Source organism: Pseudomonas sp. A-RE-19, assembly GCF_019956555.1.
In the GTDB taxonomy this organism is placed as follows: domain Bacteria; phylum Pseudomonadota; class Gammaproteobacteria; order Pseudomonadales; family Pseudomonadaceae; genus Aquipseudomonas.
The window spans coordinates 1-15,558 of the sequence record NZ_JAHBDQ010000003.1; the positions used below are offsets into that span (position 1 = coordinate 1).

15 protein-coding genes are annotated in these 15,558 nt (G+C 60.1%); 13 read left to right on the forward strand and 2 right to left on the reverse strand.

The window, feature by feature from the left end; translation table 11 throughout:
• On the forward strand, positions 1 to 770 hold a 770-nt coding region (locus tag KGB14_RS02040), incomplete at its 5' end, for a hypothetical protein (protein WP_223483875.1).
• 354 nt (positions 771 to 1,124) lie between these two features.
• A complete protein-coding gene (locus tag KGB14_RS02045; RefSeq protein ID WP_223483876.1) occupies positions 1,125 to 1,394 on the forward strand; it encodes a hypothetical protein in 270 nt (89 codons plus the stop codon).
• Positions 1,395 to 1,548: 154 nt separating this feature from the next.
• On the opposite strand, the gene rsgA is transcribed toward KGB14_RS02045, so the two are convergent.
• Positions 1,549 to 2,580, reverse strand: a complete 1,032-nt coding sequence (gene rsgA, locus KGB14_RS02050) for a small ribosomal subunit biogenesis GTPase RsgA (RefSeq protein ID WP_223483877.1) — start codon at positions 2,578 to 2,580, stop codon at positions 1,549 to 1,551.
• Positions 2,581 to 2,687: 107 nt separating this feature from the next.
• On the opposite strand from rsgA, the gene orn reads away from it, so the two are divergent.
• Both orn and KGB14_RS02060 read left to right on the forward strand, forming a co-directional pair.
• On the forward strand, positions 2,688 to 3,230 hold the full coding sequence (orn, locus tag KGB14_RS02055; protein ID WP_223483878.1) for an oligoribonuclease: 543 nt from the start codon (positions 2,688 to 2,690) through the stop codon (positions 3,228 to 3,230).
• A gap of 180 nt (positions 3,231 to 3,410) precedes the next feature.
• Positions 3,411 to 4,022 (forward strand): trimeric intracellular cation channel family protein, encoded by a 612-nt coding sequence (locus KGB14_RS02060; protein WP_223483879.1) that lies wholly within the window; start codon positions 3,411 to 3,413, stop codon positions 4,020 to 4,022.
• A 117-nt stretch (positions 4,023 to 4,139) separates the two neighbouring features.
• Here the strand turns inward: KGB14_RS02060 and queG are convergent, their stop codons facing one another.
• Complete coding sequence (gene queG / locus KGB14_RS02065) at positions 4,140 to 5,204, reverse strand: tRNA epoxyqueuosine(34) reductase QueG (protein ID WP_223483880.1); 1,065 nt, start codon at positions 5,202 to 5,204, stop codon at positions 4,140 to 4,142.
• 63 nt (positions 5,205 to 5,267) lie between these two features.
• Here queG and KGB14_RS02070 point away from each other — a divergent pair, with 63 nt between their 5' ends.
• From KGB14_RS02070 to hflC, 9 genes are all read left to right on the forward strand, one after another.
• Complete coding sequence (locus KGB14_RS02070) at positions 5,268 to 6,767, forward strand: NAD(P)H-hydrate dehydratase (protein WP_223483881.1); 1,500 nt, start codon at positions 5,268 to 5,270, stop codon at positions 6,765 to 6,767.
• The gene (tsaE, locus tag KGB14_RS02075; RefSeq protein ID WP_223483882.1) at positions 6,755 to 7,225 is read left to right on the forward strand and encodes a tRNA (adenosine(37)-N6)-threonylcarbamoyltransferase complex ATPase subunit type 1 TsaE; all 471 of its coding nucleotides are present in this window, start codon (positions 6,755 to 6,757) and stop codon (positions 7,223 to 7,225) included. Before KGB14_RS02070 ends, tsaE begins: the two co-directional genes overlap by 13 nt.
• Entirely contained in the window at positions 7,226 to 8,656 is a 1,431-nt protein-coding gene (locus KGB14_RS02080) for an N-acetylmuramoyl-L-alanine amidase (RefSeq protein ID WP_317851006.1), read from the forward strand. It abuts the gene before it with no gap.
• Positions 8,653 to 10,563, forward strand: a complete 1,911-nt coding sequence (gene mutL, locus KGB14_RS02085; protein WP_223483883.1) for a DNA mismatch repair endonuclease MutL — start codon at positions 8,653 to 8,655, stop codon at positions 10,561 to 10,563. The genes KGB14_RS02080 and mutL overlap by 4 nt, the downstream gene beginning before the upstream one ends.
• On the forward strand, positions 10,563 to 11,534 hold the full coding sequence (miaA, locus tag KGB14_RS02090; RefSeq protein ID WP_223483884.1) for a tRNA (adenosine(37)-N6)-dimethylallyltransferase MiaA: 972 nt from the start codon (positions 10,563 to 10,565) through the stop codon (positions 11,532 to 11,534). Before mutL ends, miaA begins: the two co-directional genes overlap by 1 nt.
• A gap of 93 nt (positions 11,535 to 11,627) precedes the next feature.
• Entirely contained in the window at positions 11,628 to 11,888 is a 261-nt protein-coding gene (gene hfq / locus KGB14_RS02095) for an RNA chaperone Hfq (RefSeq protein WP_007902656.1), read from the forward strand.
• Between the two features lie 12 nt (positions 11,889 to 11,900).
• Entirely contained in the window at positions 11,901 to 13,202 is a 1,302-nt protein-coding gene (hflX, locus tag KGB14_RS02100) for a ribosome rescue GTPase HflX (protein WP_223483885.1), read from the forward strand.
• Between the two features lie 96 nt (positions 13,203 to 13,298).
• Entirely contained in the window at positions 13,299 to 14,468 is a 1,170-nt protein-coding gene (gene hflK / locus KGB14_RS02105) for an FtsH protease activity modulator HflK (RefSeq protein WP_223483886.1), read from the forward strand.
• Entirely contained in the window at positions 14,468 to 15,337 is an 870-nt protein-coding gene (hflC, locus tag KGB14_RS02110; RefSeq protein ID WP_223483887.1) for a protease modulator HflC, read from the forward strand. The genes hflK and hflC overlap by 1 nt, the downstream gene beginning before the upstream one ends.
• Positions 15,338 to 15,558: the final 221 nt, after the last annotated feature.

Here is a 15,558-nt window from a genome sequence, read left to right on the forward strand (position 1 = left end):
GGGTTGGGGGGATGGGGCTTGGGCTGCTCAGCTTTATGCAAAGTGGTGAGCCTGAAGGGCTGTTTATCATGCTTGGTATATGCGGTCCCTTGTTCCTAGTGCCATTTTTATGGGAAACCCTTCGTCCTCTACCACTGCCCATTGTGTTTAACCGCCGTACCCGCGAAGTGTACTTCGATCATGATGGCGATCTTTACCACGCCCCGTGGGATGGCATCTCAGCGGTCGCCAATGAATTTCACTTAGTCGGGACCCAAATCGGTGGCATGCAAAACGCTTCACTGGAAATTCGCATGTGGAAGTTTGAAGAGCCGGAAACAGCTGTGATGGTGAGCCTAGGTTCCCCCTTTGGTAAATCACTGGAGATGCAAAAAGGCTTTTGGGAATACATCCGTTCCTACATGAACAACGGCCCTTATTTCGACGAGAACGGTAATCACAGTGAGTCGGATGCATTTGTAAAAAGCCAGCTGTCCGTTCGACCCAAAATGAGTGACAGCTTCAAGCAAACACTGGCGCAGTTAAAACAGGCGAAGAACGACGCGGGTGGAAAAAACTACTTAGGCGCCAGCGATGTTGCAAAACTGATACTCGAGCCACTGCTCTACCCGCAGGATCGAATTCAAGAACTCACCTACAGTCTTGCTAAACGCCGCTCCCGCAACCTATGGCCAAAGATTGTCACTGACCGCCTTCAAGCCAATGGCCCTACCACTCGGCTTGTCGATCTGGAACACGAGCAGGGTTATGGCGTACCGAAGGAAGGTTGATCTATCCCCCACGAGCGGTAAAAAATCAAAGAAAGAGGCATTTCCGAGAAAGGTGTAGGACGGCTCCGAGACGTATAAACCGGGTTTTTCTTCGCTTAAGGCTCACCTATAGTTTGTCCGTCGCCGACGAATCGGTGACGGACCTTAGCCGGTCGTTTGAGAGGAATGCACGAGCGCCCGTATAATCGCGGCGCAATTTGCTGCCTGACATATCTGTCTATGGTGGCTGTGCGTGGGACACCTTCGGGTGTGCCGGGTTCCTCTGACCGGTCGGCTAACCCACGTACAGCTGCCACTCCATTCGATTAGCCGCGAAAAGGGTGGGAGTTTCATCTTTCAGAAGGAATTCATACCATGTCCAGATACCACCCGCTCCAAGGCAACTTCAGCGTCGGCCCGACGCTGTACATCGACACCGAAGCCCGCGCTTCCGATCTCCTCGAAACCGCCGTCCACCGACTCAAAGCCGCGCGCAATCTGCTCAACAGCGTCACCTGCCTGTGCGTCAAAGACGCCGAAGGACACGACCTGGAGCATTTCGCCAACGCTGCGCATATGTTGATACAGGACGGCTGCGACGCCTTGGATGCACTGGGTTGGAAGCTGGAAAAAGCAGCACCCTGAAACCAGAAAGCCGCGAAATGATCGCGGCTTTTTTGTGTGGCACTTAAACCCTGTGGGAGCGAGCTTGCTCGCGAAGGGGGCATCAGCTTCAACATCAATGTTGACTGACATACCGCTTTCGCGAGCAAGCTCGCTCCCACAGGTTCATCCCTGTCTAGTAGCTGGTTTCCGGCAGGCTAGCGATGATCGACCGATAGCTGTTCATCCGTTGCTGCTGCACGCGGCCTTCTTCAAGAGCCTTGAGCAGGGCGCAACCCGGCTCGCGGTCGTGTTTGCAGTCGCGGAAGCGGCAGGTGCCGATCAGGTCGTTGAACTCGATGAAACCGGCTTCGACGTCGGCGCGGCTGACGTGACCCAGGCCGAACTCGCGGATACCCGGGGAGTCGATCAACTCACCGCCACCGGGGAAGTGGAACAACCGCGCGGTAGTCGTGGTGTGGGTGCCTTGGCCCGACAGTTCGGACAGTGGGCCGACACGGGTGTCGACTTCCGGCAGCAGGCTGTTGACCAGCGACGACTTGCCGACGCCAGACTGGCCGACGAATACGCTGATGTGCCCGTCCAGCTGCTTCTGCAACAGCTCCATGCCATTGCCGTGGTGGGCCGACACTTCCAGCACCGGGTAGCCCAGCGTGCGGTAAACCGCCAGCAAGGCATTCAGCGCCGGGGCGTTCTGCTCGTCGATCAAGTCGAATTTGTTCAGCAGCAGCAACGGTCGAATGCCCGCGTGTTCTGCGGCGACCAGGTAACGGTCGATCAGGTTGGCGTGAGGCTCGGGCAGCGGCGCGAAGACGATGACGATCAAATCGACGTTGGCTGCCACTGGCTTGAGCTGCCCACGGCTGTCTGGACGGCAGAGCTCGGTTTTACGCGGCAGTTGCGCCACGATCACACCGATGCCCTGGTTGCCGGCACGCCACACAACCTGATCGCCGGTCACCAGCGCTGGGAGGTTGGCGCGCAAATGGCAGCGGAACACCTGGCCGGCCAATTCGCCATCGAGGGCCTCGACTTCGACCTGCACACCGAAGTGCGCGATCACCAGACCCGTCTGTTCCGGACCCAGGTCGCCGCCTTCGAGTGCCTCGACAGCCGAGGACTCGCGTTTGGCGGCGCGGGCAGCGCGCTCGCCCTGAATCTTTTCGATGCGCCAGTTTTGACGACGATTGAGTTGGCGTTTGGCCATGGGTGTTCCGTATCAAGAATGCAGCGATTAGGTAAAACGGCCGCGAGTTTAGCACGCCCGGGCGCCGGCCTAGGCTAAACTGCGCACCTACGCCGAGGAGCCGACTCATGCAAAACCCGCTGAACCTGATCTGGATCGACCTGGAAATGACCGGTCTGAACCCTGATACCGACGTCATCATCGAGATGGCCACCATCGTCACCGACAGTGATTTGAACACCTTGGCCGAAGGTCCGGTGATCGCCATTCATCACAGCGACGAGATCCTCGCCGGCATGGACGAGTGGAATACCCGTCAGCACGGTGGCTCCGGGCTGACCCAACGCGTTCGCGACAGCCGCATCAGCATGGCCGAAGCCGAAGCCCAGACCATCGCCTTCCTGGAGAAATGGGTGCCGAAGGGCAAGTCGCCGATCTGTGGCAACAGCATCTGCCAGGACCGTCGCTTCCTTTATACCCACATGAAATCCCTGGAAAGCTACTTCCACTACCGCAACCTTGACGTGTCGACCCTCAAAGAGTTGGCCGCGCGCTGGGCACCGGACGTACGCGACAGCTTCAAAAAGGGCAGCACCCACCTGGCCCTGGACGACATCCGCGAATCGATCGCCGAGCTGCAGCACTACCGCAAGCACTTCATCAAGTTCTGATTGGGTGGTGCCTGCTCTGACGCCTTCGCGGGCAAGCCTCGCTCCTACAGGATCTACGTTGTTCCTGTAGGAGCGAGGCTTGCCCGCGAAGAAGGCGATGCGGTCTGTCAGAGTAAATGCCCCCTTTTGGTGCCCTGACGATCTGAGTAGACTGCGCGCCTTCTTGTAAGGACCGCCACCATGTTGCTGATGCTCTACCTGATCGCCATTACCGCCGAAGCCATGACCGGCGCCCTGTCTGCGGGCCGTCGCGGCATGGACTGGTTTGGCGTGGTGCTGATTGCGTGCGTCACGGCGTTGGGGGGCGGATCGGTGCGTGATGTGTTGCTCGGTCACTACCCGCTGACCTGGGTCAAACACCCGGAATACCTGGTGCTGACCTCTGTCGCGGCGATGCTGACGATCTTCATCGCCCGCTGGATGCGCCATCTGCGCTCGCTGTTTCTGGTGCTCGACGCCGTGGGCCTGGTGGCTTTTACCCTGATTGGCTGCATGATCGCCCTGGAAATGGGCCACGGCATGCTGGTGGCCTCGGTCAGCGGCGTGATCACCGGGGTATTTGGCGGCATCCTGCGAGACATCTTCTGCAACGACATCCCGCTGATCTTCCGCCGCGAACTCTACGCCAGCGTCTCGTTTGCCGCGGCGTGGTGCTATCTGCTTTGCATCTACCTGCAATTACCCGGTGAGCAGTCGATCCTGATCACCCTGTTCGGCGGCTTCCTGCTGCGTTTGCTGGCGATCCGTTTCCACTGGGAAATGCCCAAGTTCGTTTACAACGACGAGGCTTGACGCTCACGAAATACGCCTCATCTCCCAGGCTGTACTCATACCGGTAGGCGCTGCCGCAGGCTGCGATCTTTTGACGTTGATTGTTTAAGATCAAAAGATCGCAGCCTGCGGCAACTCCTATGCCAGACCGTGTTGTTTCAGGGCCCATTCGACGTGTTCGCGCACCAGTTCCGACGGATAGTCCCGCCGAGCCTTCAGCGCTTCCAGCACCGGAATGCTCGACGGTGCATTACCCAGACCGACCGCCAGATTGCGTAACCAGCGTTCGTAACCCGCGCGTCTGAGCGGTGAGCCCTCGGTGCTGCTGAGGAATTTTTCTTCGTCCCACATGAACAGCTCGGCCAGTTCGGCGTTGTCCAGATTGTGCCGAGGCTTGAAGTCGCTTTCCCCGGAGGGGCGGGCAAAGCGGTTCCACGGGCAGACGATCTGGCAGTCATCGCAACCGAACACCCGATTGCCAATCAATGGCCGCAAATCTTCCGGGATCGCGCTTTTCAGTTCGATGGTCAGGTACGAAATGCAGCGCCGGGCGTCCAGTACATACGGACCGACGAAGGCGTTGGTCGGGCAGATGTCCAGACACGCGGTGCAGCGACCGCAATGCTCGGTGGCGTGGGGCGGGTCGACCGGCAGCGGCAGGTCGACGAACAGTTCGCTGAGAAAGAAGTAACTGCCGGCCTTGCGATTCAAGACCAGCGTGTTTTTGCCGATCCAGCCCAGGCCAGCCTGTTCGGCGATGGCTTTTTCCAGCACCGGGGCGCTGTCGACAAAGGCGCGGTAGCCAAACGGGCCGATCACTGCCTGAATTTTTTCCGCCAGTTGTTGCACGCGTTTACGAATCAATTTGTGGTAATCGCGGCCCAAGGCATACCGTGAGACGTAGGCTTTTTCCGGTTGGGCCAGGCGCTTGGCCATTTCGGTGTCGCCCGGCAGGTAGTCCATGCGCAGGGAAACCACGCGCAAAGTGCCTGGCACCAGCTCTTCCGGGTGTGAGCGTTTGCTGCCGTGGGCGCCCATGTAGTCCATTTCACCGTGGTAGCCGGCCGCGAGCCAGCGCTCCAGGTGCTGCTCATGCTCGGCCAGATCGAGGCCGCTGATGCCGACTTGCTGAAAGCCCAGCTCGCGGCCCCAGTCCTTGATGGATTGGGCGAGGGCGGGCAGGTCTGTGGTAATTGCGGGCATGGGGCGAGAGAAACCGGAGCTGAGGTGCGTATAATTCTGCCAGACATCGGAGCCTGAAGACGCATGCCGCACACTAAAGATGAATTACCCGACGCGCTGTATAGCGCGGCGCAAGTCCGAGGGCTCGATGCAAGCCTGATTGCGGCCGGTACGCCGGGCTTCGAATTGATGCAGCGTGCGGCGCGGGCGACCTGGCGTGCGCTGGTCCGTCATTGGCCGGCGGCGCACGAATTGAGCGTGGTGGCCGGCCACGGCAATAACGCCGGCGACGGTTACCTGGTGGCCGTGCTGGCCCGGCGTGCCGGCTGGCACGTACGGGTGCTGGCCGCCGGTGACCCAGGGCGTTTGCAGGGCGATGCGGCGTCGGCCCATGCCGAGGCAGTAGCCGAAGGCGTCGCCATTCAAGGCTGGAGCGCGCACTCCGAATTACGCGGCATCGTGCTGGATGCCTTGCTCGGCACCGGCCTGACCGGTGACGTGCGCGAGCCGTATGCCGGCGCCATTGCCGCGATCAACGCCAGTGGGCTACCGGTGGTGGCGGTGGATATCCCCTCGGGGCTGTGCGCCAATACGGGCCGCATGCTTGGCATTGCGATCCGGGCAGACCTGACGGTGACGTTCGTCGGTTTGAAACCGGGCCTGTTCACCGGTGACGCTGCGGATGTGGTTGGCGATCTGGTCTTCAACGATCTGCAAGCCGCCCCCGAGACATTTATCGGGGCCACGGTCAGCGCTCGTCGCCTGACGGCCGGTAATGTGCCGCGTCTGACCTGTCGCGCTCCAACGTCCCACAAAGGCAATTTTGGCCACGTATTGCTCATCGGCGGTGATCGCGGTTTTGGCGGCGCCATCCTGCTCAGTGCACAAAGTGCCCTGCGCAGCGGTGCCGGCATGGTGTCCGTGGCCACTCGCGGCGAGCATGTTCCGGCTGCATTGGCGCGATTGCCTGAAGCGATGGTGCTCGGCACTTCGTCGGCCAATCAATTAATGGGCCTGCTTGAGAAGGCAACCGTGCTGGTCGTCGGCCCGGGGCTGGGGCAGGCCGCCTGGGGATGCAGTCTGTTGTCGGCCGCGGCCAATGCGTCACTGCCGCAGGTCTGGGACGCCGATGCGTTGAACCTGTTGGCCGAAGGTAGTGTGAGCTTGCCCACAGGTTGTGTTATCACGCCGCACCCGGGCGAAGCGGCGCGATTGCTGGGGATATCGACGGCCGAGGTTCAGGCCGACCGTCCGGCTGCTGCCCATGCATTGAGCAAAAAATATACAGCGGTGGTGATCCTCAAAGGCGCCGGCAGTTTGATCGCCAGCCCGGACGGACGCCTTTCACTGTGTCATCAGGGCCATCCGGCCATGGCATCCGCCGGTTTGGGCGATGTGCTGGCCGGGCTGGTCGGTGCCTTGCTCGCTCAGGGCATGGACGCGTATGACGCGGCGTGCCTGGCGGTCTGGCTGCACGCCAATGCCGGCGCGCAACAAGGTAAATTCGGCCGTGGGCTGGCGGCCAGTGATCTGATTCCAGCCATTCGTCAGTTGTTGGAGGAGCAAGCACCGTGTCTGAAGTAACCCTGTACCTGGCTGATGAAGAGGCGATGACCGCGTTTGGCGCTCGCATCGCTCAAACCACCGAAGGGCATGGTCTGATTTTTCTCGAGGGGGATTTGGGCGCGGGGAAAACCACGCTGTCTCGAGGCATTATTCGTGGCCTGGGACATACGGGTGCGGTAAAAAGTCCGACCTTCACCCTGGTCGAGCCTTACGAGATGGGTGAGGTCCGCGCCTTCCATTTCGACCTCTATCGTCTGGTCGATCCGGAGGAGCTGGAGTACCTCGGCATCCGCGACTATTTCGAAGACGATGCACTGTGCCTGATCGAATGGCCCCGCAACGGTGCAGGCTTTTTGCCAAAGCCCGACCTGACCATTACCATTAGCCCGCAAGACAGCGGGCGTTCGCTGAAAATTTTGCCCCAGGGCTCGCGTGGCGAGTTGTGGTGTGCCGCTTTGGCATTGGAATCCAATTAAATGATGGGGTTAGGTATGCGCTTTCGCGCGTTGGTTGCTGCCGTAGGATTGTTGTTTTTGGCGGTGACCGTCGACGCTGTGGCCGAGACGAAGGTCAACAGTGTTCGCCTGTGGCGGGCGCCGGACAACACGCGACTGGTGTTCGACCTGACAGGGCCCGTCCAGCACAGTGTCTTTACCCTGTCCTCCCCGGACCGGCTGGTGATCGACATCAATGGCGCGACCCTCGGTGCGCCGTTGAACATCAACACGTCGAACACCCCGATCACCGCCATGCGTTCGGCTCAGCGTACGCCGACCGACCTGCGGGTGGTCATCGACCTGAAAAAGGCCGTCACGCCGAAAAGCTTTACCTTGGCGCCCAACGCCCAATACGGTAATCGCCTGGTGGTCGACCTGTTCGATAACGCCGCCGACGCCGCGCCACCGCCAGCGCCAACGCCATCTGTGGCTACGGTGCCCGCTGTGCCCGTCACGCCAGCCGAGCCATCGATCAAACTGCCGCCCGCTCCGGCCGGCAAGCGCGACATCATCGTGGTGATCGATGCCGGTCACGGCGGCGAAGACCCGGGCGCCTCGGGTTCTAGCGGTCAGCGTGAAAAGGATGTGGTGCTGGCCATCGCCCGTGAATTGCAGCGCCAGGTCAATGGCATGAAAGGCTTCCGCGCCGAGCTGACGCGTACCGGCGACTACTTCATTCCATTGCGTGGCCGTACCGAAATCGCCCGCAAGAAGGGCGCCGATCTATTCGTTTCGATCCACGCCGACGCCGCACCTTCGGCCGCCGCGTTCGGTGCGTCGGTGTTTGCCCTGTCCGACCGCGGCGCTACGTCGGAGACTGCCCGTTGGCTGGCCGACAGCGAGAACCGTTCCGACTTGATCGGTGGTGCCGGCAACGTCAGCCTCGACGACAAGGACCGCATGCTGGCCGGCGTGCTGCTCGATTTGTCGATGACCGCTTCCCTCACGTCCAGCCTGAACGTTGGCCAGAAAGTACTGAGCAACATCGGCCGTGTCACGCCGCTGCACAAGCAGCGCGTGGAGCAAGCCGGGTTCATGGTGTTGAAGTCGCCGGACATCCCGTCGATCCTGGTGGAAACCGGGTTTATCTCCAACGCCAACGAAGCTTCCAAGCTTGCCGCGGCGAATCACCAGCAGGCGCTGGCGCGTTCGATCAGCAGCGGTGTGCGCCAGTTCTTCCAGCAGAATCCACCACCGGGCACTTACATTGCCTGGCTGCGCGATTCCGGCAAAATCGCTCAAGGCCCGCGTGACCATCGGGTGAGCCCGGGCGAGACGCTGGCCATGATTGCCGTGCGTTACCAGGTGTCTCCTGCCACGCTGCGCAGCGCCAACAACCTGAAAAGCGATGAGCTGAAGATTGGTCAGACATTGACCATTCCAGGCACTGAACTGGCGGCCAAGGAATGAACCAGGTGTTGATCAACACGGCGCGCATCGAGCTGCTCAGCCCACGGCTGGCGAACCAGATTGCCGCCGGTGAGGTGGTTGAGCGCCCGGCCTCGGTGATCAAGGAGTTGCTGGAGAACAGCCTCGACTCCGGTGCCAGGCGCATCGATGTCGATGTGGAGCAGGGCGGCGTCAAGCTGCTGCGGGTACGCGACGATGGCAGCGGTATTTCTGCCGACGATCTGCCCTTGGCGCTGGCCCGGCATGCCACCAGCAAGATTCGCAATCTGGAAGACCTCGAACAGGTCATGAGCCTGGGTTTTCGCGGTGAGGCGCTGGCGTCCATCAGCTCCGTGGCACGTCTGACCCTGACGTCCCGCACTCGCGATGCCGATCAGGCCTGGCAGGTCGAAACCGAAGGCCGGGACATGGCGCCTCGCGTGCAACCGGCGGCCCATCCGGTGGGGACTTCGGTGGAAGTGCGTGATTTGTTCTTCAATACCCCGGCCCGACGCAAGTTTCTCAAGACCGAAAAAACCGAATTTGATCACTTGCAAGAAGTGATCAAGCGCCTGGCGCTGGCACGGTTCGATGTGGCGTTCCATCTGCGCCACAACGGCAAAACCATCCTCAGCCTGCACGAAGCCCACGATGACGCGGCCCGCGCCCGGCGTGTGGCGGCGATCTGCGGGGCGGGTTTCCTGGAGCAGGCGCTGCCGATCGAAATCGAGCGCAATGGCCTGCATTTGTGGGGCTGGGTCGGGTTGCCGACCTTCAACCGCAGCCAGGCCGACTTGCAGTATTTCTTTGTGAATGGCCGCGCCGTGCGCGACAAACTGGTGGCCCACGCGGTACGCCAGGCTTATCGCGACGTGCTGTTCAACGGTCGGCACCCGACGTTCGTGCTGTTTTTCGAAGTCGATCCGGCGGGCGTCGACGTCAACGTGCACCCGACCAAGCACGAAGTGCGCTTCCGTGACGGGCGCATGGTTCACGACTTCCTCTATGGCACCTTGCACCGCGCCCTCGGCGATGTGCGGCCGGAAGATCATCTGGCCGCGCCTGTTGCGACGGCGATTGTCAGGCCAACCGGGCTCGACGCCGGTGAGTTCGGTCCGCAGGGTGAAATGCGTCTGGCGGCCAATGCGCTGCTGGAACAGCCTCAGGCCCAGCCGACCGTCAATACGCCGGCTGGCTCGGGCGCTGGTGCCGGTTATCAGTATCAATACACGCCGCGGCCTCAGTCCGGCGTGCCTGTCGCCGAAGCCCAGGCTGCCTATCGCGAGTTCTTCGCGCCGTTGCCCGAGGCCAATGCGGTCGCGCTGCCGGCCGGGCAGGACGACATTCCGCCGCTGGGTTATGCACTGGCGCAGCTCAAGGGCATCTATATTCTTTCTGAAAACGCCCAGGGTCTGGTGCTGGTGGACATGCATGCCGCTCACGAGCGAATCATGTACGAACGCCTGAAAATCGCCATGGCCAGCGAAGGCCTGAGCGGTCAGCCGCTGTTGGTGCCGGAGTCCCTGGCAGTCAGTCAGCGCGAAGCCGATTGCGCCGAGGAACACGTCGCGTGGTTCCAGCGCCTGGGCTTTGAATTGCAACGTCTGGGCCCGGAAACCCTGGCGATCCGGCAAATCCCCGCGTTACTGAAACAGGCGGAAGCCAATCGACTGGTCAGCGACGTTCTGGCGGATTTGATGGAATATGGCACCAGCGACCGGATTCAGGCACACCTGAACGAGTTGCTCGGCACCATGGCCTGTCATGGCGCGATTCGTGCGAATCGGCGTCTGGCTCTGCCGGAAATGAACGGTCTGCTGCGGGACATGGAAAACACCGAACGCAGCGGTCAATGCAACCATGGCCGACCGACCTGGACCCAACTGGGCCTGGACGATCTGGACAAACTGTTCTTGCGCGGTCGTTGATGAGCCAGCTTCCTCCAGCGATTTTCCTGATGGGCCCGACCGCTGCGGGCAAGACCGACCTGGCCATCGAGCTCACCAAAGTCCTGCCCTGCGAGCTGATCAGCGTCGATTCGGCGCTGGTCTACCGTGGCATGGACATTGGCACCGCCAAGCCTTCCAAAGCGTTATTGGCCGAATTTCCACACCGGTTGATCGATATTCTCGACCCGGCCGAGAGCTATTCGGCTGCGGATTTTCGTCGTGATGCGCTCGAGGCCATGGCCGATATCACCGCGCGGGGCAAAATTCCGCTGCTGGTGGGCGGCACAATGCTCTACTACAAGGCTTTGCTCGAAGGTTTGGCAGACATGCCGGCGGCCGACCCGGATGTTCGCGCACAAATCGAAGAAGAGGCTGCACGCCTTGGCTGGCAAGCCCTGCACGATCAATTGGCGGTGATCGATCCGCAGTCCGCAGCGCGTATTCATCCGAACGATCCACAACGCCTCAGTCGAGCGCTGGAAGTTTATCGCGTCAGTGGTCAGAGCATGACTGAGCTACGCTTGCGACAATCTGCGCAAAGTACTGAAGCAGCCGCTTCGGGACTGCAACAATTGCCCTATACTGTCGCGAACTTGGCCATCGCCCCGGCAAATCGCCAGGTACTGCACGAGCGCATTAAACAAAGATTCACAAATATGTTGGAACAGGGATTCATAGACGAGGTCGTAGCCCTGCGAGATAGAGGTGACCTGCATTCGGGGATGCCGTCTATACGTGCTGTAGGCTATCGACAAGTCTGGGACTACCTGGATGGCAAGCTGACGTCAGCCGAGATGCAGGAGCGTGGAATCATTGCCACGCGCCAATTGGCAAAGCGCCAGTTCACCTGGCTGCGCAGTTGGGCTGATTTACATTGGTTGGACAGCCTCGATTGCGACAATCTGCCGCGCGCCTTGAAATACCTCGGGACCATCTCCATATTGAGCTGAGTCCTTGCAATTGCCGTCTATCCTTGGGGGTGTGACGGCCCAAGCCATCTGTTTACCTATTTTTTATATTGAATCCTTAAAGGAGTGCGGCACATGTCAAAAGGGCATTCGCTACAAGACCCTTACTTGAATACTTTACGTAAAGAGAAAGTGGGGGTTTCCATCTACCTGGTCAACGGTATCAAACTGCAAGGCACGATCGAGTCTTTCGACCAGTTCGTTATCCTGCTGAAAAACACCGTCAGCCAGATGGTTTACAAACACGCTATCTCTACAGTGGTGCCGGTTCGTCCAATTCGTCTGCCTAGCGCAACCGAATCCGAAGCAGGTGACGCTGAGCCAGGTAACGCCTGATAGGAGTCTCCTTTGTTCTTTGAGCGCCACGGTGGTGGTGAGCGGGCAATTCTCGTTCACTTGGATGGTCAGGACCCTGAGGCGCGCGAAGATCCGCAGGAGTTTCAGGAGTTGGCAATTTCGGCTGGCGCCGAGACCGTCGCGTTTTTTAACGTGCCGCGTCATCGGCCAACCGCCAAAACCCTGATCAGCAGCGGCAAGGTCGAAGAATTACGCGACCTGGTCAAAGCCGAACAGGTCGATCTGGTGATTTTCAATCACATCCTCACGCCCAGTCAGGAACGTAACCTCGAACGTGTTTTCGAGTGTCGCGTGATTGACCGCACGGGTCTGATTCTCGATATCTTCGCCCAGCGCGCCCGCACCCATGAAGGCAAGCTCCAGGTCGAACTGGCCCAGCTTGAACACATGAGTACGCGGCTGGTTCGTGGCTGGACTCACCTTGAGCGGCAGAAGGGCGGTATCGGTCTGCGCGGCCCGGGTGAAACCCAGCTGGAAACCGACCGGCGCCTGTTGCGGGTTCGCCTGCGGCAGATCAAGGGGCGCCTGGAAAAGGTCCGCAGCCAGCGCGAGCAGTCTCGACGCGGGCGCAAACGTGCTGACATTCCGACGGTTTCACTGGTGGGTTATACCAACGCCGGCAAATCGACGCTGTTCAACTCGGTCACCGATTCCGACGTCTTCGCCGCCGACCAGCTATTCGCCACCCTCGACCCGACCCTGCGCCGACTCGAACTCGACGACCTCGGGCCGATCGTGCTGGCCGACACTGTGGGCTTCATTCGCCACTTGCCGCACAAGCTGGTCGAGGCATTTCGGGCTACGCTCGAAGAGTCGAGCAACTCCGACCTGCTGCTGCACGTGATCGATGCGCACGAGCCCGAGCGTATGGCCCAGATTGAACAGGTCATGGTGGTGCTCGGAGAGATCGGGGCGCAAGACTTGCCGATCCTTGAGGTATACAACAAACTCGATTTGCTCGAGGGTGTTGAGCCGCAGATCCAGCGCGATGCCGATGGCAAGCCGCAGCGGGTCTGGTTGTCGGCCAAGGACGGTACCGGCCTGGACCTGCTCAAGCAGGCCGTGGCCGAACTGTTGGGCAGTGATTTGTTTGTTGGCACCTTGCGCTTGCCGCAACGTTTTGCTCGACTGCGTGCGCAGTTTTTCGAACTCGGTGCGGTGCAAAAAGAAGAACACGACGAAGAAGGCATCAGCCTGCTGGCCGTTCGCTTGCCGCGGATCGAATTGAATCGACTCGTGAGTCGCGAAGGTCTTCAGCCGATGGAGTTCATCGAGCAACACACTTTGCAATAAAAGCCTGAGAAAGCGGTTGTGCCGCGGTGACAGGCATTCTGTAGCATTGGTCGGCGCGCCGTGGGTGCGTCTTTGCTTTATCAGATGGAGAGCGCTATGGCTTGGAATGAGCCGGGTGGCAACTCGAATAATCAGGATCCTTGGGGTGGCAAGCGCCGCAATAACGGCGACCGCAAGGGACCACCGGATCTCGACGAGGCCTTCCGAAAGCTGCAGGAAAGCCTGAACGGGTTGTTCGGTGGTGGTAAGAAACGCGGTGACGAGGGCGGTGGTCCAGGCAGGAGTGGCGGCTTCGGCGGCCTGCTCGGCATCGGCCTGGTCGTGCTCGCAGCCGTGTGGCTGTACAGCGCGGTTTATGTGGTTGATGAGCAGGAGCAGGCCGTTGTGCTGCGCTTCGGCAAATACTATGAAACCGTCGGCCCGGGCCTGAACATCTATTTCCCGCCGATCGATCGCAAGTACCTGGAAAACGTCACGCGTGAGCGTGCCTACACCAAGCAGGGTCAAATGCTGACTGAAGACGAAAACATCGTCGAAGTGCCGCTGACCGTGCAGTACAAGATCAGCAACCTGCAGGACTTCGTGCTGAACGTCGATCAGCCGGAAATCAGTCTGCAGAACGCGACCGACAGTGCCTTGCGTCACGTGGTGGGTTCTACCGCCATGGACCAGGTGCTGACCGAAGGTCGTGAATTGATGGCCAGCGAAATCAAGGAGCGTCTGCAACGCTTCCTCGATACCTATCGCACCGGCATCACCGTCACCCAGGTCAACGTACAGAGCGCAGCGGCACCGCGTGAAGTTCAGGAAGCCTTCGACGACGTGATCCGTGCCCGTGAAGACGAGCAGCGTTCGCGCAACCAGGCTGAAACCTATGCCAACGGCGTCGTGCCGGAAGCCCGTGGTCAGGCCCAGCGCATCCTCGAAGATGCCAACGGTTACCGCGACGAGACCGTCTCCCGCGCCAAGGGTGAGGCCGATCGCTTCACCAAACTGGTGGCCGAATATCGCAAGGCCCCTGAAGTTACCCGTCAGCGTCTGTATCTGGACACCATGCAGGAAATCTTCAGCAACACCAGCAAGGTTCTCGTGACCGGCAACAAGAATGGCCAGAACAATCTGCTGTACTTGCCGCTGGACAAGATGATCGACAGTGGTCGCAGCCCTGGCGCCCCGGTGACCGGTGCGGCAGCCAGCAGCAATGAAACAAATGCGCGTGCGGCAGCCGACCTGCAGCAGCAAGCACGTACCAGGGAGAGTCGCTGATGAGCAATAAATCGCTGATCGCCCTTATTATCGGCGTCGTCGTGGCGATCGTTGCCTGGAACTGCTTCTACATCGTGGCTCAGACCGAGCGCGCGGTGATGCTGCAGTTCGGTCGCGTGGTTCAGGCCGATGTTCAGCCGGGCCTGCACGTGAAAGTGCCTTACGTTAACAAGGTGCGCATATTCGACGCGCGCCTGATGACGCTGGATGCACCGACACAGCGCTTCCTGACGCTGGAAAAGAAGGCCGTGATGGTCGACGCCTACGCCAAGTGGCGCGTGAAAGATGCCGAGCGCTTCTACACCGCGACGTCTGGCCTCAAGCAGATTGCCGACGAGCGTCTTTCCCGTCGTCTGGAGTCGGGCCTGCGTGACCAGTTCGGTAAGCGCACCCTGCACGAAGTCGTGTCCGGTGAACGTGATGCGCTGATGGCAGACATCACCGCTTCGCTGAACAAGATGGCGGAAAAAGAGCTGGGCATCGAAGTGATCGATGTCCGGGTCAAGACCATCGACCTGCCGAAGGAAGTTAACCGCAGTGTGTTCGAGCGTATGAGCACCGAGCGTGAGCGTGAAGCTCGCGAGCACCGCGCCAAGGGTAACGAGCTGGCTGAAGGCATCCGTGCCGACGCCGACCGTCAACGCCGCGTGTTGCTGGCTGAAGCCTATCGTGAATCGGAAGAGGTTCGCGGTGATGGTGACGCCCAGGCCGCTTCGATCTACTCCAAGGCATACGGCCAGGATCAGGAGTTCTACGCGTTCTACCGTAGCCTGCGTGCCTACCGTGAAAGCTTCGCGAACAAATCCGACGTCATGGTCCTGGACCCGGGCAGCGACTTCTTCCGTTACCTGGAAAAAGCCAAGCCTTGATACGACGTTGACCTGAATCATCCCGCCGGGCGGCTAAAACCTCGGGCGGGGTGATCCTTTGGGAAAACGTGTGTATGATGCGGCAGCCGGGAAATTCCCGGCTTTTTTGCGTCTGCACGTTTGATTGCAGTATTTATGCAGGCGCCCGAGTTGAATGACTCGACAGATTTTTCGAGGAAAATGATTGGCGAAGCCGATTTCAGGCTTTTCGCCCCGTTGTT